Origin of the sequence: Idiomarina sp. UBA3162 (genome assembly GCF_002364475.1) — a bacterium.
GTDB lineage: Bacteria > Pseudomonadota > Gammaproteobacteria > Enterobacterales > Alteromonadaceae > Idiomarina.
Genome location: NZ_DEYI01000011.1, coordinates 65,016 through 85,111, shown reverse-complemented (window position 1 = coordinate 85,111; position 20,096 = coordinate 65,016). Strand labels below are relative to the sequence as shown.

Genomic DNA, 20,096 nt, shown 5'->3' with positions numbered 1-20,096 from the left:
TCTACTTTAATTTTCGCTGAAGTCGCTCAATTTGCGCACGCAAAGCCTGCACATCGTCTTTAAATAATTCGAATTCCAAACGGTTAGGAAGCACTTGCTTTTCTTCTGTGAGCACACCTTTGAGCCAACGTTGACGCATTTCACTTTGTTGCTGAAAGCGCTCACGACTCTGTTTAAATAGGGCGCTGATACGGTGCGCCATACCGTCACCGAGTTTCTCCGCTAGTTTGGCTTCCCAATCAATATCCAGCGCTTTAACCAAATTAACCAATTGCTGCGCTAGCATGGGGTCGCCATCAATATCCAGTTTATCGGCTTTGATAAGGCGTGTAAGATTAGCCGTATCGCTTAACTCCGGTAACACGCCGAGTTCCGTTCTGACATGGCAATCCAATTCACCGCCATCATCAACAGAGCTTAAGTTGAGTCCGTCGGTGTGCACAGCGATATTGATATCAAAGGGTAGCTCTTTGAAGCTAAATCGAAAATGCTTACCCGCCAACTGATTTAATCGCTCGGTTGAATTCGGGTCCTGCTGCAACAGTGCATTGATAGTGCGCTCAAGCACCATCCACGGAATCAATTGCCAAATCATTAAAATTTGTATCCTCGATGAAGTGCGACAATACCGCCCGTCAAGTTTTGATAGTCGACGTTTTCATAGCCTGCTTCTGACATCATCTGTTTCAGTGTCTCTTGATCAGGATGCATACGAATCGACTCAGCCAAATACTGGTAACTATCTGCATCGTTGGCCACCAACTGGCCCATTTTGGGCAGAATATTAAATGAGTAAAAGTCGTAAAGCTGATTCAGCGTCGCTGTTGTTGGCTTGGAAAACTCTAAGATCAGTAAACGACCGCCTGGCTTCAATACCCGTAACATTGATCGTAAAGCAGCTGGCTTATCCGTCACATTTCGCAAACCAAAAGCAATAGTCACAATATCAAAGCTATTATCAGCAAAAGGCAGGTTTTCTGCGTCTGCTTGTACACAATTTACGTTACCAACTATCCCTTTATCGCGTAATTTGTCACGTCCGACCTTTAACATAGCATCGTTAATGTCAGCCAACACAACCTCGCCGGTATCTCCGACACGACGCGAGAACTGTGCCGTTAAATCGCCCGTGCCACCGGCGATATCGAGCACTTTCATGCCTTTACGTACACCACTGCAGTCTATGGTATAGCGTTTCCAAACACGGTGGATCCCCATCGACATGAGGTCATTCATAACATCATACTTGGCTGCCACTGAGTTAAATACATTGGCAACGAGGCCCTTTTTCGCATCCTTTGGCACGCGCTGGTAGCCAAAGTCGATTCCATCTTCGTGTTTATCTGACATAATTTTTCCTAACAACTTTTTACCCTATTGTACGGGCGTCACTGCTGTAATACTACACCTGCGCGTAATGATCTCGCCGCGGTAACCAGCGCGCAATCAACGCATTGACAGTATTGGGATAATCCCTGATAAGTTCCTCTGCAACCGCTTGAGCCTCAGGTATCAACACCTCATCACGTTCAATGTCGGCGACTTTCATCTGAGTCAGTCCGGTTTGACGCTGCCCAAGTAATTCGCCATATCCGCGGATCTCCATATCGCGCTGTGCGATAACAAAACCATCATTACTGTCTCTAAGTACGGATAAACGCTCTGTTGCGGTTCTCGATAACGGCGTTTTGTACAATAAAACGCAATGACTGGCGACCGAACCCCGTCCGACACGTCCTCGTAATTGATGCAACTGGGCTAATCCAAGCCGCTCTGGGTTCTCAATAATCATCAAGGATGCATTGGGTACATCAACGCCCACCTCAATCACCGTTGTGGCGACCAATAAATCGACGTCACCACTTTTAAAGCGTGACATCACTGCTTCCTTTTGGTCGGCTTTCATTCGTCCATGCACGAGCCCTATCGTCAACCCATCAAGCTGTTCTTGTAACTCCGTTGCAGTGTCCTCAGCCGCCTGACATTCCAATACCTCAGATTCCTCAATCAAAGTACAGACCCAATAAGCTTGTCGACCTTCGTGAGTACACACGTCGCGTACACGCTCGATCACCTGATCACGTCGTGTGTCTGGGATGGCCACTGTTGTGATCGGCGTGCGCCCCGGTGGTAACTCGTCAATCACTGAAGTAGCTAAGTCAGCATAAGCAGTCATCGCCAGCGTTCGCGGAATCGGTGTGGCTGTCATAATTAATTGATGCGGTTGAAAGCCCGCTTGTACACCTTTCTCTCGTAATTGTAACCGCTGATGCACACCAAAACGGTGCTGTTCATCAATAATAACTAACGCGAGTGAGTGATAGTGTACATCGGCTTGAAACAATGCATGAGTTCCCACAATGAGCTGAACGCTCCCGTTCGCAAGCTGCTCTAACGTGTGTTGACGCGCCTTACCCTTGCTGCGACCACTCAACCAGGCGACTTCAATACCCAGGGGGGCAAACCATTGCTCAAACGTCAGCGCGTGTTGTTCTGAGAGAATTTCTGTGGGCGCCATAATCGCCACTTGATGACCTTGTTCGATAGCGGCTAATGCGGCAAGCGCCGCCACAAGCGTTTTTCCCGATCCCACATCACCTTGGACAAGACGCATCATCGGCTGATTCTGCGCGAGGTCCGCATGAATCTCACTCAATACGCGCTGCTGAGCAGACGTCGGCTTAAACGGCAGTTGTTGTAAAAATTCACTTTGTAAGCGTGGCTCCGCATTCAGCGCATGTGCACGCTCTTGCTGACGTTTTTCGCGTAACTGCAACAAACTAACCTGATGAGCAATCAATTCCTCCATTGCTAACCGCTGTTGTGCAGGATGTGACCCCTGTTCAAGTTGTGCGAGACCGACATCCTTGGGTGGGTTATGCAGTGTTTTGAGTGCCTCGACCAAAGATAGATCGTGGGGCTGAAGGGACTCAGGCAATAACTCAGGCAGCGCTCGTCCGGTCACATAAGAGAGCGCTTGGTCAATAATCTTACGCAAAGATGCCTGATACACGCCCTCAGTGGTGGGGTAGATAGGCGTCAGCGTCTCGGGCAACTCAATCGCGTCGGATGAAGAAAGTACACGATATTCGGGATGAATCACTTCAAGACCGCTAAGCCCCGCCCGCACTTCGCCAAAGACTAATAACGAGGTGCCAGCACTGAACTGCTTTAGTTGCGCGGCGCTAAACTGGAAAAAGCGCAATGTCATGGTGCCGGTCTCGTCTCGCACTCGGCACACCAACATACGCTTGCGACCATATTTAATGTCCGCATTATCGACGGTTACCTGAAAGTGACCTGCCACCCCAGGACGCGCATAAGCAATTCGGTAAATCTGTGTGCGATCCTCATACCGTGCAGGTAGATGAAAGATCGCATCATTGACCGTCACCAAGCCCAGCTTTTCCAACTTCTTAGCGACTTTATCGCCGACCCCTTTGAGCGTGGTCAGTGGAATTTTGCTGAGAGGCTGCATTGACTAAGCTCGCTTTTTAGCTGCGCGCATGGCTAACCACCACTCGTCATCCGCGACAATTTGCCCGTATTCATCTAGTGGTGGATACGGTAGTCCCTTGCGTTTGCAGGCTTTGGCGTAAATTGGGTGGCCCCCTTCAAACAATACGCGGTGCTGTTCGGCATCACTTAAGCGCATAGCGTCATACATGCCCGCTTGCTCTCGCTGACGCTGTGCCTCGTAAAGCATCACTGCACCTGCGACTGAGACATTCAGCGACTGCACCATACCCACCATTGGAATCTTAACGTGATGATCGGCAATTTTCAGCGCCTCTTCCGTCGCACCGTGTTTTTCCTGACCTAACAAGATTGCGGTGGGCTGGGTGTAATCGATTTCACGAAAATCCACCGCTTGATCAGACAAGTGAGTCACCACGACTTGCATACCTTGTTGCTTTATTTGCTCTACCGCAGGGTTTAACTGGCTATGATGATGCACGTTAACCCAATTTTGACTACCCAAAGCAGTACCACCGGACACGCGCATTTTGCTGCTCAGCCATATGGCATGCATTTCATGGACGCCCACCGCGTCCGCAGTACGCACTACCGCCGATAAGTTATGGTGCTTATGCACGCCTTCCATGACGACAGTTAAGTCGGGCTGACGAAACGCCAGCATTTCGGTAATGCGTTGATAACGTTCTGGACTCATTGATAGCCTTTAACTTCTGTGCTTTCTTACTACATCGTAAATATCAGTACGACGATCTTTTTTATTAGTCACTGAACCTTCGTGATGCAGATAACGCAGCTCATCTAAATTCAAATCTGAGAACATTAACATTTCTGTATTCGGAGTCGTCTCTGACATCACCGCATCGTGTGGGAAGGCAAAGTCTGACGGCGAAAACACAGCAGACTGCGCATATTGTACGTCTAAACTTTCCACCTCAGGTAAGTTACCAACACTGCCACAAATCACTACGTAACACTCGTTTTCAACGGCACGTGCTTGTGCACAGTGTCGAACTCGCAGATACGCGTTCCGTGTATCGGTCCAAAAGGGCACAAACAGGATCTCAAGTCCCTCTTCAGCCATAATGCGACCCAACTCAGGGAATTCGACATCGTAACAAATCAAAATACCGACACGCCCTGCATCGGTATCGAATACGCGCACATCATCGCCGCCTTCAATGACCCAGTCGCGCTTCTCGTGCGGAGTGATATGCAGTTTACGCTGCTCTTCAACTGAGCCATCGCGACGACATAAGTACGATACGTTGTAGATACTGTCGCCCTCTTGTAACGGCATTGAACCCGTGATGATGTTTACATTGTAACTGACGGCCATTTGCGACATTTCGCGTTTAAATCGCTCGGTAAAACCGGCGAGAAAACGAATGGCATTCATCTGTTGGCTCTGATCGGTCAACCCCATCAGCGGCGCGTTAAAAAATTCCGGAAGCACCGCAAAGTCACTCTGGTAGCTCGAAAGCGCATCAACAAAGTACTCCACTTGCTGAAGAAGCTCATCAACAGACTCGACTGATCGCATTTGCCACTGCACGGCACCGACACGCACATTTTGAACGCGCGTATTCAGCATATTTGTTGACGGATCGTAGAGGAAGTTATTCCACTCCAATAACGTGGCAAAACCACGCGAACGCTCGTCCTCAGGTAAGTACTTCCCGAGCAAGCGCTTCACACTAAAGTCGTTCGCTAACTGGAAAGTCAGGATCGGATCATAGATTTCACGACGTTGTACTTTGTCTAAGTACTGAGACGGAGACAGATCGTTTGAGTACTTGTGGTAATTAACGATACGCCCACCGGCAAGAATAGCGCGCAGGTTTTTCTGGCGACACAGTTCTTTACGAGCATCATAGAGACGGCGGCCTAGACGGTAGCCGCGATAGTCTGGATGAATCAGCACATCCAGGCCATACAATGCATCGCCCTTCTTATCATTAAGAATGGCTTCGCGATGCCCAATCAAATCATCGTAAGTGTGCGGGTTCGAAAATTTGTTATAGGCCACTTTCACGGTCAACGCCACACCAATAATGCGACCATTATCTTCGAGGCAAAACTGTCCTTCGGCGAAGTCTTTGATCAACTTCTCGATGGTAAAACGGCTCCACGCACCACCGATATCGGTGTAGATGGCATCCATTAACTCTTTTAACTGCTCGTAATCATCTAATCGGAGATTACGAATCTGAAGATGCAATTCTTCTGGGCTCATACTTGCCTCTTTACGCCAATTACTATACGAGTAGTGTACACGGTTTTTAATAAAGGTTGCATCACATCAGTTAGCTATATAAACTTCTGGACGTCCAAATAAAAATACCGAATTACCATAAGGGTCACTTATGTCGTCACAAATTCCTGCGCAACCCGCTAGCGCTAAGGCGTTGTTGCCACTTGCTTTGTTCCTCGCGCTGTTTTTAGGAACAGGTATTTATTTTCAGTCAGAGGGTGTGGAATACGCCTTTTATCAACTACCAAGCCCCGTCGCCATTTTGCCTGCGATCGCGTTAGGCATTTTGCTAAGCAAACAAGCATTCGAGGAGCGTATCGCCACCTTTGTCGCGGGCGTGGGTGACAGCAACATTGTCACCATGTGCATGATCTATTTATTAGCCGGTGCGTTTTCTACCGTTGCGGAGGCAACCGGTGGTGTTGATGCCATGGTGGCCCTTGGTTTAGGTATTATCCCAGCTTCATTTCTCTTACCGGGCCTATTTATTATTGCGGGCGTGATCTCGACCGCGATGGGTACTTCGATGGGCACCTTGGCTGCCCTTGCCCCGGTCGCCCTCGGTATTGGTGAAGCAACCGATATCAGTTTGCCGCTACTGGCGGGGGTATTGGTCAGTGGCGCCATGTTCGGTGATAACCTCTCAATCATTTCCGATACTACAATCGCAGCCACCCGTACCCAAGGCTGTAGTATGCGAGATAAGTTTAAAGCGAATCTAAAAATATCGATTCCCGCCGCAATTATTACAATGCTTTGGTTAGTGAGTTACGACACCAGTAACGCGCCTTTGAACATTCCTGAAGCCAACCTATGGTTATGTATTCCCTACTTCGCCATCATTGTGCTAGCAGTAATGGGCTTAAATGTATTTGCGGTGTTAGGTCTCGGTATCGTATTGGCTGCTGCGTTTGGCATGGTTGCGGTAGATTACCAATGGGTGAAGTTTAGTCAGGATATCTACGATGGCTTTTCATCAATGCAGGAAATATTTTTGCTGTCGTTGCTGATAGGCGGGCTTTCGGGCTTGATCCGTCAGCAGGGCGGTTTGGCTTTCCTTGCCAAGGCCGTTGAAGCGGTCACCAGCCGTTTAAGCAAGCATAAACAGCGTTCTTCTGCGCTTGGCGTCGCTGGCCTTACGTCACTTACAAACCTGTGTGTCGCGAACAACACGGTGAGTATTTTACTTGCGGGAGAAGTCAGTGCTCGCTTAGCTAAAAAAGGTAATTTAGCAGCACGCCAAAGCGCCAGCCTATTAGATATCTTTGCCTGTGTTGTACAGGGCGTATTGCCTTATGGCGCGCAGGCATTACTGATGGGGGCGAGTTTCGGTATTTCCCCATTGTCGGTAAGTATCCATACCGGCTATTGCTTTATCTTAGGTGCAGTCGCTTTAGTGATTATTGTTTGGCGCAAGCCACTTGAGGATCGTATACCGGAGCAAACAGAAGCGGTCACTTAGACCGCTTCTATCAAAAATTAATTGGTGCTTGGTAATTCGAGAATACCGTCGATTTCAATCTGAGCACCTTTTGGCAGCTGCTTCACACCAATAGCCGCGCGCGCTGGGTAAGGTTTGCTGAAGTGGCGAGCCATGACTTCATTGACGATGGCAAACTCACCTAAATCAGTTAAGTAGATTTGTACTTTGACCATATCCTGAAGCTCGCCCCCGGCGGCTTCACACACCGCTGCTAAGTTCTTAAACACTTGCTCGGCTTGATGTTGAAAGTCCTCAGATACCAACTCCATGGTTTCAGGATCAAGCGGAATCTGACCCGAAAGATAGACTGTGGTACCGATTTTTACCGCTTGCGAGTATGTGCCAATCGCCGCGGGCGCTTTATCTGTTGCAATGATTACCTTAGACATTTTACTTCCTTAAGCGCGTCACGCGCTGTACATCAGGCATCTTACGAATATGACGAATCACATCAGCGAGATGCTTTCTATTTTTAATAGTCAGTGCCACATCAATAAAATAAATGTTGGCATCGATTTCTTCAGTTTTGAGACCATCGATATTACAACCTGTCGTCGCAATAGCTGAAGTCAGCTTAGCCAGTGCGCCCTGATGGTTGATAATCTCGATTCTAATCTCGGAAATAAACTCGGCTTCTGGATTATTATCCCACTCCACTGGGAAGTAACGCCCCGGCTCATCTTCATGACCACGAACGTTTTTACATTCACGTCGGTGAATCACCAGCCCTTTCCCAGGACTGACATGAGCAATAATGTCGTCGCCAGGAATCGGGCGACAGCACTTAGCAAAACTGACTAACAACCCTTCAGCACCTTTGATCGACAAACTCTTACGGTTCAAGCTTTCATCTTTCAGTGGTTGCAATTCGCCCATGAGTCTTTTTGCAACAGCGAGCGACATCAGGTTGCCCAAACCGATTTGCTTCAATAGTTCACCACGTGTTTCTAATTTCAATTCAGCAATTACACGTTCAAACTCTGAATTAGGAATTTCATCATAGCTCAGAGAGCCTAACGCGGAGCGCAGCAAACGCTCGCCCAGATGCTCGGCCTCGGAAGCTTCTTGCCCTTTTAAAAATTGACGGATTTTAGCGCGCGCTTTTCCAGTAACTACAAAGTTAAGCCATGCAATGTTGGGGCGTGAGCCAGGAACGGTCTTAACCTCGACGGTTTGCCCCGTCTCTAACGGTTTACTCAGTGAGTAAGTACGATGATTAACACGAGCACCCACGCACGTATTGCCCACATCCGTATGTACTGCGTACGCGAAGTCGACGGCAGTGGCGCCTTGAGGTAACTCGACGATGCGCCCATCTGGGGTAAACACATAGATTTCGTCGGGGAACAAATCCGACTTAACATTTTCAATAAACTCGAACGAGCTGCCTGCGCTTTGTTGCAGCTCCAATAAACTTTGCATCCATTTACGCGCTCTTACCTGCGCCGTGGTGCCCGAGTCATCATTATTTTTATAAAGCCAGTGTGCAGCTACCCCGCGATCTGCCATCAAGTCCATTTCTTCCGTGCGAATTTGAATCTCGACAGGAACGCCATGCGGCCCCTTTAGCGATGTATGCAGGGACTGATAACCGTTTGATTTAGGAATCGCAATATAGTCCTTAAAGCGTGTTTCAATCGGTTTGTATAAGTTATGCAGCGCGCCTAACACGCGATAACAGGTATCCACCGAATCAACAATGACGCGAAAAGCATAGATATCCATCACCTGATTAAACCGCAGCTCTTTGTTCAACATCTTGCGGTAAATGCTGTGCAAGTGCTTCTCACGCCCCATCACTCGTGCGCTAATACTATTCCCTTCGAGTCTGGCATGGATTTCATGTTGAACCCGTTCCATAAATTCGCGACGGTTACCGCGCGCTTTTTTAACTTCAGACTCCAGTAGCTTGGCACGCCAAGGGAACAGCGCCCAAAAGCCCAGCCGTTCAAGCTCATTCTTAACATCGTGAATACCCAGCCTATGCGCGAGTGGGGCATAAATTTCTAATGTCTCGCGGGCAATCCTACGACGCTTGTCAGGCCGCAAGTGCTGTATTGTTCGCATGTTATGCGTACGGTCGGCTAGCTTAATCAAAATGACACGAATATCCTGCGTCATCGCCATGATCATTTTACGATAGTTCTCGGCTTGCGCTTCTTCCTTAGAGTTGAATTGCAACTTATCGAGTTTAGAAACCCCTTCGACCAATGCAGCGACGGTCGAGCCGAACATTTCGGCAAGGTCCTCCTCCTTGATCTCGGTATCTTCAATGACATCGTGTAACAGCGCTGCCATCAGGGTTTCGTGGTCAAGGCGCATATCCGCGAGTAAGCTGGCAACCGCAACAGGGTGAGTTATATAAGGTTCACCGCTACTACGCTTCTGACTACTGTGGGCATCCTTGGCCACTTTAAAGGCATGTTCAACACGATCAACTTGATCGCTTGGCAAATACTCACTTATTTGATTTTTCAGGCCTTCAAATAAATACACCGAAAGACTCCATTTGTGGGCGATTAGGCAAAGTTTCTGCTACGGTAACTACCGATACTTACTGACAGCATAAGAGCAAAAGACAAAAAAGCCAACGGAATACACCGTTGGCTTTTAGTATGAGTGCGAACTCATCCTGCTAAAGGGCGAGCCCTTTAGCTAATAATTAGCTTATTCTACGCGACGCAACGCATCAACTGCGCGCATTTCTTCGGCGTCTGCTTCTTGCTGCGCCGCACGCTCTTCTGCATCCAAGCGATCAGCATCAATTTTACCCTGCTCGATCTCGCGTAAAGCGATAACCGTGGGTTTCTCGTTTTTTGTTTCAACCAATGGATCTTTGCCTTGGACTGACAGCTGACGCGCTCGGCGTGCAGCAAGCAAGATCAAATCAAAACGGTTACCTACGCGGTCAACAGCGTCTTCTACAGTTACGCGAGCCATGCTCTACTCTCCATCCAACCTGAGTGAAATTCTTCGAAAGGCTAATAATTATACGGAAATAAGCGCAATTAGCCAAGTAATTCGTTTATCACAGCTTTGTGACGTTCTTGCTGCACAGCCATTGCATTACGCTGGGCTAAAACAATGTGTTCAAGCTGCGCTAACGACTCGTCAAAATTATCATTCACCAACAAGTAATCAAATTCATGATAGTGAGACATTTCTGCTTGAGCCTTTGCCATCCGCTTACTTATGACTTCATCACTGTCTTGTCCACGGCGCCTAAGGCGCTGCTCTAAAGTCGCTAGACACGGCGGCATAATAAAAATAGAGCAGGTGTCAGGATGGTGTTCACGCACTTGCTGCGCGCCCTGCCAGTCAATATCAAGGAAAATATCGATGCCTGCTGCCAAGCCTTCCTCTATCACTTTTTTTGAAGTGCCATAGTAGTTATCAAAGACTTTTGCCCACTCATAAAACTCACCTTTCTCGATTCTTTCCTCAAATCCTGACACCGATAAAAAGTGATAGTGCACGCCGTCATGTTCGCCTGGACGGGGCTCTCGGGTGGTGCAAGAGACCGAAACCTGCATTGAACCATCATTATGCTTATTCAACAAAGCGCCGATCAGGCTCGATTTGCCTGCGCCGCTTGGCGCTGCAATAATAAATAAATTGCCAGTGTGATTTGCCATAAAAAACACAGTACCTTGCTTTATATGGGGAGCAAGAATAACACGGGCAGCGAGATTTGGAAAAAGTTAACATTCACTCTTTATGCCGAAATCAGTATCATAAACGCTTTTAAATAATGCCAAGGACGCCATGAGCATCACACAGCAAGGCAATACACGTGTTTGGTTTGCGATTCTCCTATTGATACTTTTAGGATTAAATTTACGCCCATTGCTTACCTCGATAGGTCCGCTCACTCAGGACTTACAGGCCGCCTCAGGCATGCCCTACAGTAGCTTCTCATTACTGACCACGATTCCCATCATGATGATTGGTATGCTTGCGCTGTTTGCAGGCAGGATGACGCGAGCGCTCGGCTACCAACAGGGTATCGCTGCGGGCTTACTTGTCCTTATCGCTGGTCTGTCTATTCGCGCGTGGCCCGCCTCAGCGACGACGCTTGTGATAAGCGCAGTCATTGGTGGCTTCGGCATTGCGTTATTGCACATTATTATTCCCGAATTAACTAAACAACAATTCCGACATCGACTGGGTGCCATGACCGGCGTTTGGTCAGCCGCGCTCATGGGCGGTGCTGCATTGGGCGCAGTGTTAACACCTTGGCTGGATACTCACTTTGACTCTCACTCCATCGCGCTCGCCAGTTGGGCGATTCTCGCAATCATGACGTTAGCGTTGTGGTTGGCCCCTGCCAACCGTGTGCCAAGAGCCGACATCCCGCCACGAAATGAACTGCTTAAAGCGTTTAAATATCCTCGCAGCTGGCTATTAGGCGCCTACTTTGCCTTAGTTAATGCAGGTTACGCTGGTTTTATCGCTTGGATTGCTCCGTTTTATGGTGAATATGGCTGGACCACCCAGCAAGCCGGTAATCTACTCGCACTATTCTCTTTAGTTCAAGTAATGGGTGCGCTGATTTTGCCAACGCTATCACGCAGCATGGATCGGCGTCCGTGGTTAGCATTAGCTGTGATTACACAAATGGTTGGTTTTGCAGGGTTATGCTGGCTGCCAGAACAAGCACCTTGGTTGTGGTCTGCGCTGTGTGGCTTCGGTTTGGGTGGTGCGTTCCCGCTGTGTATTGTCATGGCACTCGATCATATCGAAGACCCGGTACAGTCAGGCAGACTGGTTTCGTTCATGCAAGGTATTGGATTTATATTTGCGAGTATTATGCCGCTCGTCACTGGAGCGTTTCGAGATTTAAGCGGCAATTATCAGTTGGGTTGGGCGTTTCATATTTTAGTAGGCGTCGTCATTCTAATTATGACGACGCGCTTTCGTCCTGCAGGCTACAGCGACGCATTTTTAGTTAAGCGGTAAAATACGCGACAATGCATCCTCAACCAAATGATTCAGAGCTGTTTTATCTAAACCACGGTGAGCATACGTCGTTACGCCGATTAGCGTCGCTTGGTACAACAACGCCAGGCGCTCTGGATCAGCCGAGGCGTTTAACTGGCCACGCTCTTTTGCCAGTAGGAACGCTTCTTTGAATAGATTCTCGAACCGATCAATATAATTAATCGCTGTTGATGCGTCTGCATCATCAAGGGTATGCAATTCGAGCATGCTCTTTACGATCATACACGCCATGCTCGGCTTGTTCTGACCACATTCGTCCACCATAGTAATCATGACTTGGCGGAAGCCGTCCATTACATCTGAGCCTTCAAACAATAACGCTGTGTACTGATCGATAAGTCGCTCGCCGTAAGTTCTCAGTGCTTCATTAAATAACGACTCTTTGTTACCAAAGGCCGCATAGATTGAACCTGGACGCATATCCAACGCATATTCAATATCCTTCATTGATGTTGCGTGGTAGCCCTGTTTCCAAAACAAAAGCATGGCATTGTTGAGTGCAATATCCCTATCAAATTGTGGTGTTCTAGCCATTTTCCTTCCCTAAGAATGATTTCATTTGCCATTAAACAGTAATCACCAATTGTGAGCTTTTTCCATAAAGACACAGTAGGCTATATATAAACGAACAAGAATTATAGATAACAGGAGCAATTTATGTCCAACGCCAAAGGAAATTGGCGCAACGCCATTTTGGTTCCCGTCTTCCTCCCCGCAGTTATCGTTATAGCCTTATTGGTAATAGGCACTTTAAGCGCACCGGAGCTAGCTGGCAACCTTTTTAGTGCAACTCTAGCTGGAATCACGGAGCATTTCGGTTGGTTTTATATGCTAGCCGTCGCATTATTCTTGATTTTTATTGTCGGTGTTGCTGTATCACGATGGGGCCGAATTAAACTCGGACCCGATCACTGCGAACCCGAGTACAGCTTTACCTCATGGTTTGCCATGCTTTTCTCCGCTGGTTACGGCATTGCGTTATTATTTTTCGGTGTTGCAGAGCCTGTATTGCACTTTGCCGAGCCTCCAGTTGGGGCCGCCGAAACCGTCGATGCCGCTAAACAAGCGATGCAAATCGCCTACTTCCACTGGGGCTTTCACATCTGGGCTATTTACGGCCTGGTAGGTCTGGTTCTGGCATATTTTTCCTTTCGCCATGGCCTACCGCTATCCATGCGATCGACCTTATACCCTTTAATTGGTGATAAAATTCATGGTCCTGCCGGACACACGATCGACACGTTTGCGATTCTGAGCACCCTGTTTGGTATCGCCACCACGCTGGGCCTTTCGGTTATCCAAATTAATACAGGATTGAATTATCTTTGGGAGGACATCCCGGTTGATACCACGGTACAAGTAATTGCCATTGCAGTGATTACGCTTGCCGCTATTGCGTCGGTTGTTGCTGGTATGGATAAAGGGATTAAACGACTGTCTTTGTTGAACATGGCGCTGGTTATGTTCTTGCTGATATTCGTTTTTGCCGTGGGTCCAACTATCCATATTCTTGAGACGTACCTACAAAACACAGGTGCCTACTTGAGTGGCATTGTGGAACGTACCTTCAATCTGCAGGCCTATACCCGCAGTGATTGGATAGGTAATTGGACACTCTTTATCTTCGGCTGGACCATCGCTTGGGCACCATTTGTCGGCCTTTTTATTGCCAAGATCAGCCGCGGCCGCACGATTCGCCAGTTTGTCTTAGGTGTTATGTTAGTGCCCACGTTCTTTACCTTCTTTTGGTTCGCGGTATTTGGGGATACAGCACTCAACATGATTATGAACGAGGGATATACCTCGTTGATCTCCGAGGTCCAAAACAACCAAGCTATCGCGTTGTTTAAACTATTTGAAAACTTACCACTCACTAATGTACTCAGTTTCGCAACCGTGCTGCTGATTATCACCTTCTTCGTTACATCATCTGACTCGGGCTCGCTCGTTGTCGACTCGCTGGCGTCTGGCGGTGTGGGTGAAACGCCTGTATGGCAGCGCGTATTTTGGGCATCGACCGAAGGCTTAGTTGCTGCGGTGCTACTCGTTGCAGGTGGTTTAAATGCATTACAAACCGCAGCCATCACAAGCGCCTTTCCGTTTGCGATTATCATATTGATTGCTGCCGTCGGCATGTGGCGCGCGTTAGTGATTGAGGGTCACCAATACTCAAGCCTGAAGAGCCACCGTCAGTCTCACCGCCGTGGCGTTAACGAAGGACCTGATTATTGGAAGAAGCGTCTACGTGGCTTGGTGAAATTCCCACAGCAAAGTGAAGTAAAAGAGTTTATTTTTGGTCGTGCAAGCGAAGCGTTAGAGAAAGTAAAAACCGAACTCGAGGCACAAGATTGGCCGGCTCAATTTACTAAAGACGAAGAGCATGAACGTATTATGTTGACTGTTGAACGCGAAGGCGATCTCGACTTTGCTTATGAGATACGCTTACGCGAATATTCGATGCCACAATTCGTGCTACGTCCGAGCCATAAGAATGAGCACTACTATCGTGCCGAGCTGTTTTTACGCCAAGGCGGTCAATCATACGACCTCTATGGTTACGAAATGACAGATATTATTAACGATGTCATTAACCAGTTCGAGAACTACTTACACTTTAGACATCACAGCCCCGGCGTATTGCCTTGGGAGATGGAAAAACACGATGAGGATTTACAAGACATCGAAACCAATAAGTAGACAATTTAAGCCCCCAGCGATGGGGGCTTTTTTTATCTGATATACTGACTTTTTTGTTTGGCGTTCAGTTAATCATCATGAAGATTTTGCACACCTCAGACTGGCATCTTGGCCGCCTATTTCATCAGCAGTCGCTGCTTGACCAGCAGCTCGAACTTCTCCATCAGCTGGTCAATGTCATTGATGAGTACGCGGTTGATGCAGTCATCATCGCGGGCGACATTTACGACCGTTCAGTACCGCCTTCAGCTGCGGTGAAAGCGTTCAGTGACTTTGTGGAACAAGTTGCGGTTAAGCGGCAGCGTACCATCGTCGCCATTTCCGGCAATCACGATGGCGCCGAGCGCCTTGGCTTTGCACATAGCCTGCTTAAACAAGCTAAGTTGCACTTGATTACCGACTTACCGCAATCGGTCGAGCCCGTTGTATTGAGTGATGCAGATACCGACGTACATTTATGGTGCGTTCCCTTCCACGATCCATTGCAGGTAAATCATTGGCTGGAAAGTGATTGTAAAAACTTTAATACCGCTCATCAGATGATTGTTGACCGTATCAACGCTCAACGCAGTAACCTGTCTCGCAACATTATCGTCAGTCACTGCTATTTAGACGGTGCATCGGAGTCTGAGTCAGAAAGACCACTCTCTATCGGTGGTGCCGATCGTGTTGATTGGCAAATGTTTGCTGATTTTGATTACGCGGCGTTAGGGCACCTTCATCAGCCGCAATACAAAGGGCGTGAACATATCCGCTACAGTGGCTCGTTAATGAAGTACAGCTTTTCTGAAGTTAACCAGAGTAAATCGGTCACTTTAATTGATATTAACAATAAGGGTGTACAGGACATTGAACAAATCACGCTTAAGCCCAGTCAGGATATGCGCGTGATTAAGGGTGAATTAGCTGATTTAATTAAACAGGCTCAACACGATCCGCATTATAATGACTTCATTCAGGCGATACTGACTGATAAACAAGCGATTCTACATCCGATGGCGAAACTCCGCGCCTATTACCCTAATTTGATGCAGTTAAGAAAAGAACAGTTTGAGCACGATCAACGCTCCCCCGCGGCTCACGCTCAGGAGCAGCTAAAAAAAGCAGATAGTGAGCTCATCCAAGACTTCTTTTCTGAAGTCCACGGAGAGCCACTTACGGAAGATCAGAAAAGCGCAATTTCGCAGGTCATTCAACAGATTGAACAAGAGGAGTCAGGATCGTGAAACCGCTCGCGCTTACGATGCAGGCATTTGGCCCCTTTCCCACGCAACAGTCAATTGACTTCACGCTGTTGGGCGAGCACCCCTTGTTCTTAATCAATGGAGCCACGGGAGCCGGTAAAACAACACTACTCGACGCCATCAGTTTTGCGCTCTATGGTGAAACCACAGGGCAAGATCGCGCCGGTAAACAAATGCGCTGTGATCATGCAGCCGATGACTGTACCACCGAAGTCGAGTTCACATTTGCCATCGGCACCAAAGTCTATCGAGTGATGCGCCAGCCCACACAACATGTTTTGGGGCAGCGTGGCAATACCACTGTTGAGCGCCGTACGACTGCGTCATTATATGAATTACGCGGCGAATGGCACAGCGGTCAGTCATCCAGTACGATGGACTGGCACCCTATCGAAACCCGTAAAGTAACCGAGGTCAATAAATTCATCGAAGGACTTCTCGGGTTGCGTGCTGAGCAGTTCCGGCAAGTGGTTGTGTTACCGCAAGGCAAATTCCGTGAGCTACTCAACGCCGATGCCAATGAGCGTGAAAATATTCTGTCGCAATTATTTCAGACCCAGCGTTTCAAGCGTTATGAAGAGTTGTTTAAACAACAGGCCGGCGATCTTAAAAAAGCATTTGAAAAGCTCGAGCAACAAAAAGCACACATACTCGAAGGCACGGAATGCGATGACTTAACGCAGCTTGAGCAGCAGATCGCAGAGCTTAAACCACGGCTGGAAACCCAGCAGAACGCCCTGAAACAACTTAATCAGCAGGTCGTTGATACCGATTATCAGCTCAAGCAACAACACACACGCAACGCCAAATCCAAAGATTTACAACACGCCAGGCAACAACAAGATGAGTTGCACACCAAGCAAGCAGAAATCGATAACAAACAACACCGGATTAACAAGGCTCAAGCCGCCATTCGCCTGGTACCTGCCTACAATGACTGGCAACAGACGGAGGTACGGCTAAACGTAAGCCGACAAAAGCAAACCCAACTTAGTGAAGAAAAGCAGCAACAAGCTAAATCATTGACAAACGCTGAAGCTAAGCTCGCGGAGGCACGAACAAAGCTTGAGCAAAGCAAACCGCTTAGAAGTACACTTCAGCGCTTAGAGGAGCTTTTGCCAACCGTCGAGCAACTGGAGCGGTTAACACAGCAAGTCGAGCAGTATCAGTCTACGCTTGTTCAACGAGAAAAGGAGGGTAAGCAGCTTAGAGCAGACTACGATGCCGCTCAGTCTGAGCTCAAGCAACTACGAACAGAACAACAGCAGGTACAGACACAAATTGATGAGTTACCCGAGTTGGAAAGCCGTACTCACGCCTTATCAGAACAACGCCAACAGCTGCTCAAAAAACAGCAGTTGGCTAAGCAAGCGGCTGTTCTAAAAAAGGACCAAGCTCAATTGCAACGCTCATTGCAGGCAAAGCTCGCACACAAACAGCAAGCCTATAATCAGGTCAACGAACTTGAACAACGCTGGCTTGCGAGCCAAGCCCCCATGCTCGCGCGCCAGCTCGAACCTCAAAAGCCCTGTCCCGTTTGTGGTAGTACAGAACACCCTCATCCTGCTCAATCGGACGCTAACGCATTAGTTGAACAGCATGAACTCGATAAAGCACGCGAGAGTTATCGCAGAGCAGAGCAGGCGTTTTACGATGAGCAAACAACGCTCGCAAAAACCAGTGAACATGAACGCCAACTGACTCAACAATTATCCGAACTAGCCGACTTATCCGAAGCAGCACTGGAGCAACAAGAAACCCAACTTAATAATGAACGCCAAGTACGCACAGCACTGTTAAACCGCCGCCAAAAGGTTCAACAGAAGCTTGAGCGGGCGGAGCAACAGCGCGGTCAACTTGAAGGACAACTTGACCACTGCCGCTCACAATACGCCGAAGTGAAAGCTAAACACGCGAGCGCACAAACCGAGCTAGAGAACTTAAAACAGCGTTGGCAACAAAGCGATATGAGTGTCGCCGAAGTAAAACCACGAATCGAAGAGCTTAAGCAACAGCTAGGCCAGCTTGAACAGCAATTTGAGCAGGCGCAGCAGTTAACACAGAAGCAATCGCAACAGTACCATGCCACTCAAACTCAGTTGAAGGCAGAGACAGAGGAGGGCGATCGCCTCACGCAAGCCTTGAAAAATGCACAACAGACTTGGAAAGCCCAACTTTCAGCCAGCAACTTTAGTTCCGATGAAGATTTTAAGTCGGCACAAATCGATGAGTCTGAGCTTAAACAACTCAGCCAAGCAGTTAGCGAACATAATCAACGTGCTATCGAACTAAAGTCAACTATCAAAGAGCTACAACGCTATATTGATGATATTCCGCCAGCTGATATCGAACAGCTAACCCGGCAACTCGAAAAGTTACGTAAAGATCGCGAGTCAGAACAAAGTCGATTTAACCACCAACAAAGTGTATTACTTAACAACGAAAAGGCCGTAGAACGCCTACAGCAATTGGTCATACAGAACGAAGCATTAGAAGCGCAGTATGCCAGTATTGGTACACTTGCCAATCTAGCTACAGGGCAAAACAGCCAACGTTTAAGTTTGCACCGATTTATATTAAGTGTTCTACTAGATGATATACTAATTGTTGCATCGCAACATTTAGGGCAAATGACGCATCACCGATATCAACTAGTACGTGAAAACGAAGTCAGTGATGCTCGCTCAGCCAGTGGTCTAAACCTTGCTGTTACGGACGCTTACACAGGCATTCAACGCTCTACTAAGACACTTTCCGGCGGAGAAAGCTTTCAAGCCGCATTGGCGCTAGCGCTCGGACTTTCTGAGGTAGTACAACAATACTCTGGCGGCATCAAGCTCGATATGTTGTTTGTCGATGAAGGGTTTGGCAGTCTCGATGAGCAGGCATTAGACGCCGCAATCGATGTACTGGCTAATCTACGCGCCAGTGGTCGGAGTGTTGGAATCATCTCCCATGTGAGAGAATTAAAGGAGCGTATCGATACGCGCATTGATGTTCACAAAGGTCAACACGGTAGTCACATCACTACGAGGGTAAATAACTAATATGGATGGTGTCATGCATTCACCAACAACGCTCCCAGCAATGCCCGGCATGCTCGCGCGCTCGTTGCTCACCTTGCTGCGTAACGATAATAGCGAGGCTGAGGCTGATAAAATTGAGCATGAATATAGTTTAGAAGCCCTATCGGCCAAACGCATTGATGCCTACAAAAATATGTTCGGTGGTTTTGTCAGTGATATCCCCTTATCCTTGTTTTATTGCCTCGCACAACGAACTCACTTAGCGCAAATGCTCGATAAGCGTTTCCCGTGGCCGGCGCCAGGTTTGGTTCACTTGAACAACCGCCTCGAGCAATTGGAACATATTCAACCTGACCAACCTTTTTATATTAAAGCTTCGGTCAGTGTTCCGGCACGAGGCCCTCAAGTCTCACCTCGCCGTTTGCGCCCCAAGTTCGAAGTCAGTTTTTATCAAGACAATAAAGAAGTGGTACGTTGCGTTAGCACATACCAAGTGATGAAAGCCCAAGGTAAAGAGGCACCGCGAGCCAAGAAGCCAGAGGCTAAGATCGACAAGCCCAACTGGACCTACATGCATCATTGGCAACTGGGATCGGGGTTGGGTAGACGTTATGCGCGTGTATCGGGTGACTTCAATCCAATTCATCTACACCCATTTACATCGCGTTGGTTTGGTTTTAACAAGCCAATTATTCATGGCATGTACATGATGGCCCGAGCACAAGCCGATATCGAACGTGCCGAGGGTCAAAGTGCTAACTATATTGATGTCACTTTTAAGCGCCCAGTCATTCTGCCAGCTCGTATTCGTCTTTGGCGTAACAGTGACTCACCCGAGGGTTACGAAGTCCGGAATAACGACAATACGCAAGTGCAACTCGAAGGGAAGATTCGCTTCCCTTCGTAGTTACTGC

Annotated in this window: 16 protein-coding genes; 6 read left to right on the top strand and 10 right to left on the bottom strand. The window is 48.0% G+C overall.

From position 1 onward, the window contains the following. Position 1: 1 nt before the first annotated feature. Genes B2X00_RS01840 through B2X00_RS01820 form a run of 5 tightly spaced genes read right to left on the bottom strand, consistent with a single transcriptional unit; the run spans position 2 to position 5,713 of the window. Positions 2-595: a ubiquinone biosynthesis accessory factor UbiJ gene (locus B2X00_RS01840; protein WP_290485873.1), complete on the bottom strand. Its 594-nt coding sequence runs from the start codon at positions 593-595 to the stop codon at positions 2-4. Beyond that, a complete protein-coding gene (ubiE, locus tag B2X00_RS01835) occupies positions 595-1,350 on the bottom strand; it encodes a bifunctional demethylmenaquinone methyltransferase/2-methoxy-6-polyprenyl-1,4-benzoquinol methylase UbiE (RefSeq protein WP_290485872.1) in 756 nt (251 codons plus the stop codon). Before ubiE ends, B2X00_RS01840 begins: the two co-directional genes overlap by 1 nt. Before the next feature lie 52 nt (positions 1,351-1,402). After that, entirely contained in the window at positions 1,403-3,478 is a 2,076-nt protein-coding gene (recG, locus tag B2X00_RS01830; protein ID WP_290485871.1) for an ATP-dependent DNA helicase RecG, read from the bottom strand. 3 nt (positions 3,479-3,481) lie between these two features. Then, positions 3,482-4,174: a tRNA (guanosine(18)-2'-O)-methyltransferase TrmH gene (trmH, locus tag B2X00_RS01825; protein ID WP_290485870.1), complete on the bottom strand. Its 693-nt coding sequence runs from the start codon at positions 4,172-4,174 to the stop codon at positions 3,482-3,484. A gap of 9 nt (positions 4,175-4,183) precedes the next feature. After that, on the bottom strand, positions 4,184-5,713 hold the full coding sequence (locus tag B2X00_RS01820; protein ID WP_110574511.1) for a bifunctional GNAT family N-acetyltransferase/carbon-nitrogen hydrolase family protein: 1,530 nt from the start codon (positions 5,711-5,713) through the stop codon (positions 4,184-4,186). Between the two features lie 130 nt (positions 5,714-5,843). Between B2X00_RS01820 and B2X00_RS01815 the strand changes: the two genes are divergently transcribed. Beyond that, positions 5,844-7,193 carry a Na+/H+ antiporter NhaC family protein gene (locus B2X00_RS01815; RefSeq protein WP_290485869.1) on the top strand — a complete coding sequence of 450 codons (1,350 nt, stop codon included), beginning with the start codon at positions 5,844-5,846 and terminating at the stop codon, positions 7,191-7,193. Positions 7,194-7,210: 17 nt separating this feature from the next. Here the strand turns inward: B2X00_RS01815 and B2X00_RS01810 are convergent, their stop codons facing one another. The 4 genes from B2X00_RS01810 to gmk all read right to left on the bottom strand — a co-directional run bounded on the left by B2X00_RS01810 (position 7,211) and on the right by gmk (position 10,849). After that, complete coding sequence (locus B2X00_RS01810) at positions 7,211-7,603, bottom strand: RidA family protein (RefSeq protein WP_071462081.1); 393 nt, start codon at positions 7,601-7,603, stop codon at positions 7,211-7,213. A 1-nt stretch (position 7,604) separates the two neighbouring features. Further along, positions 7,605-9,710 (bottom strand): bifunctional GTP diphosphokinase/guanosine-3',5'-bis pyrophosphate 3'-pyrophosphohydrolase, encoded by a 2,106-nt coding sequence (spoT, locus tag B2X00_RS01805; protein WP_071462082.1) that lies wholly within the window; start codon positions 9,708-9,710, stop codon positions 7,605-7,607. A gap of 171 nt (positions 9,711-9,881) precedes the next feature. Continuing rightward, positions 9,882-10,154, bottom strand: a complete 273-nt coding sequence (gene rpoZ, locus B2X00_RS01800; protein ID WP_006954443.1) for a DNA-directed RNA polymerase subunit omega — start codon at positions 10,152-10,154, stop codon at positions 9,882-9,884. A gap of 68 nt (positions 10,155-10,222) precedes the next feature. After that, complete coding sequence (gmk, locus tag B2X00_RS01795) at positions 10,223-10,849, bottom strand: guanylate kinase (RefSeq protein ID WP_290485868.1); 627 nt, start codon at positions 10,847-10,849, stop codon at positions 10,223-10,225. 130 nt (positions 10,850-10,979) lie between these two features. Here gmk and B2X00_RS01790 point away from each other — a divergent pair, with 130 nt between their 5' ends. Continuing rightward, positions 10,980-12,173 carry a cyanate transporter gene (locus B2X00_RS01790; RefSeq protein WP_290485867.1) on the top strand — a complete coding sequence of 398 codons (1,194 nt, stop codon included), beginning with the start codon at positions 10,980-10,982 and terminating at the stop codon, positions 12,171-12,173. On the opposite strand, the gene B2X00_RS01785 is transcribed toward B2X00_RS01790, so the two are convergent. Further along, positions 12,159-12,749 (bottom strand): TetR/AcrR family transcriptional regulator, encoded by a 591-nt coding sequence (locus B2X00_RS01785; protein WP_290485866.1) that lies wholly within the window; start codon positions 12,747-12,749, stop codon positions 12,159-12,161. The genes B2X00_RS01790 and B2X00_RS01785 overlap by 15 nt on opposite strands. A gap of 123 nt (positions 12,750-12,872) precedes the next feature. Between B2X00_RS01785 and B2X00_RS01780 the strand changes: the two genes are divergently transcribed. The 4 genes from B2X00_RS01780 (at position 12,873) to B2X00_RS01765 (ending at position 20,089) form a co-directional block, all read left to right on the top strand. Continuing rightward, positions 12,873-14,912 carry a BCCT family transporter gene (locus tag B2X00_RS01780; protein WP_290485865.1) on the top strand — a complete coding sequence of 680 codons (2,040 nt, stop codon included), beginning with the start codon at positions 12,873-12,875 and terminating at the stop codon, positions 14,910-14,912. A 77-nt stretch (positions 14,913-14,989) separates the two neighbouring features. Beyond that, entirely contained in the window at positions 14,990-16,138 is a 1,149-nt protein-coding gene (locus B2X00_RS01775) for an exonuclease SbcCD subunit D (protein WP_290485864.1), read from the top strand. Further along, complete coding sequence (locus B2X00_RS01770) at positions 16,135-19,203, top strand: AAA family ATPase (RefSeq protein ID WP_290485863.1); 3,069 nt, start codon at positions 16,135-16,137, stop codon at positions 19,201-19,203. The genes B2X00_RS01775 and B2X00_RS01770 overlap by 4 nt, the downstream gene beginning before the upstream one ends. A gap of 13 nt (positions 19,204-19,216) precedes the next feature. Then, positions 19,217-20,089, top strand: coding sequence for a MaoC family dehydratase (locus tag B2X00_RS01765; RefSeq protein WP_290485862.1), 873 nt, complete (start codon positions 19,217-19,219; stop codon positions 20,087-20,089). The last annotated feature ends 7 nt before the right edge of the window (positions 20,090-20,096 follow it).

Coding starts and splice junctions, on each gene's coding strand:
- recG (WP_290485871.1), bottom strand. CDS start 3,478: ATGCAGCCTCTCAGCAAAATTCCACTGACCACGCTCAAAGGGGTCGGC.
- B2X00_RS01815 (WP_290485869.1), top strand. CDS start 5,844: ATGTCGTCACAAATTCCTGCGCAACCCGCTAGCGCTAAGGCGTTGTTG.
- B2X00_RS01810 (WP_071462081.1), bottom strand. CDS start 7,603: ATGTCTAAGGTAATCATTGCAACAGATAAAGCGCCCGCGGCGATTGGC.
- B2X00_RS01780 (WP_290485865.1), top strand. CDS start 12,873: ATGTCCAACGCCAAAGGAAATTGGCGCAACGCCATTTTGGTTCCCGTC.
- ubiE (WP_290485872.1), bottom strand. CDS start 1,350: ATGTCAGATAAACACGAAGATGGAATCGACTTTGGCTACCAGCGCGTG.
- B2X00_RS01765 (WP_290485862.1), top strand. CDS start 19,217: ATGCATTCACCAACAACGCTCCCAGCAATGCCCGGCATGCTCGCGCGC.
- gmk (WP_290485868.1), bottom strand. CDS start 10,849: ATGGCAAATCACACTGGCAATTTATTTATTATTGCAGCGCCAAGCGGC.
- B2X00_RS01820 (WP_110574511.1), bottom strand. CDS start 5,713: ATGAGCCCAGAAGAATTGCATCTTCAGATTCGTAATCTCCGATTAGAT.
- B2X00_RS01840 (WP_290485873.1), bottom strand. CDS start 595: ATGATTTGGCAATTGATTCCGTGGATGGTGCTTGAGCGCACTATCAAT.
- trmH (WP_290485870.1), bottom strand. CDS start 4,174: ATGAGTCCAGAACGTTATCAACGCATTACCGAAATGCTGGCGTTTCGT.
- B2X00_RS01775 (WP_290485864.1), top strand. CDS start 14,990: ATGAAGATTTTGCACACCTCAGACTGGCATCTTGGCCGCCTATTTCAT.
- rpoZ (WP_006954443.1), bottom strand. CDS start 10,154: ATGGCTCGCGTAACTGTAGAAGACGCTGTTGACCGCGTAGGTAACCGT.
- B2X00_RS01790 (WP_290485867.1), top strand. CDS start 10,980: ATGAGCATCACACAGCAAGGCAATACACGTGTTTGGTTTGCGATTCTC.
- B2X00_RS01785 (WP_290485866.1), bottom strand. CDS start 12,749: ATGGCTAGAACACCACAATTTGATAGGGATATTGCACTCAACAATGCC.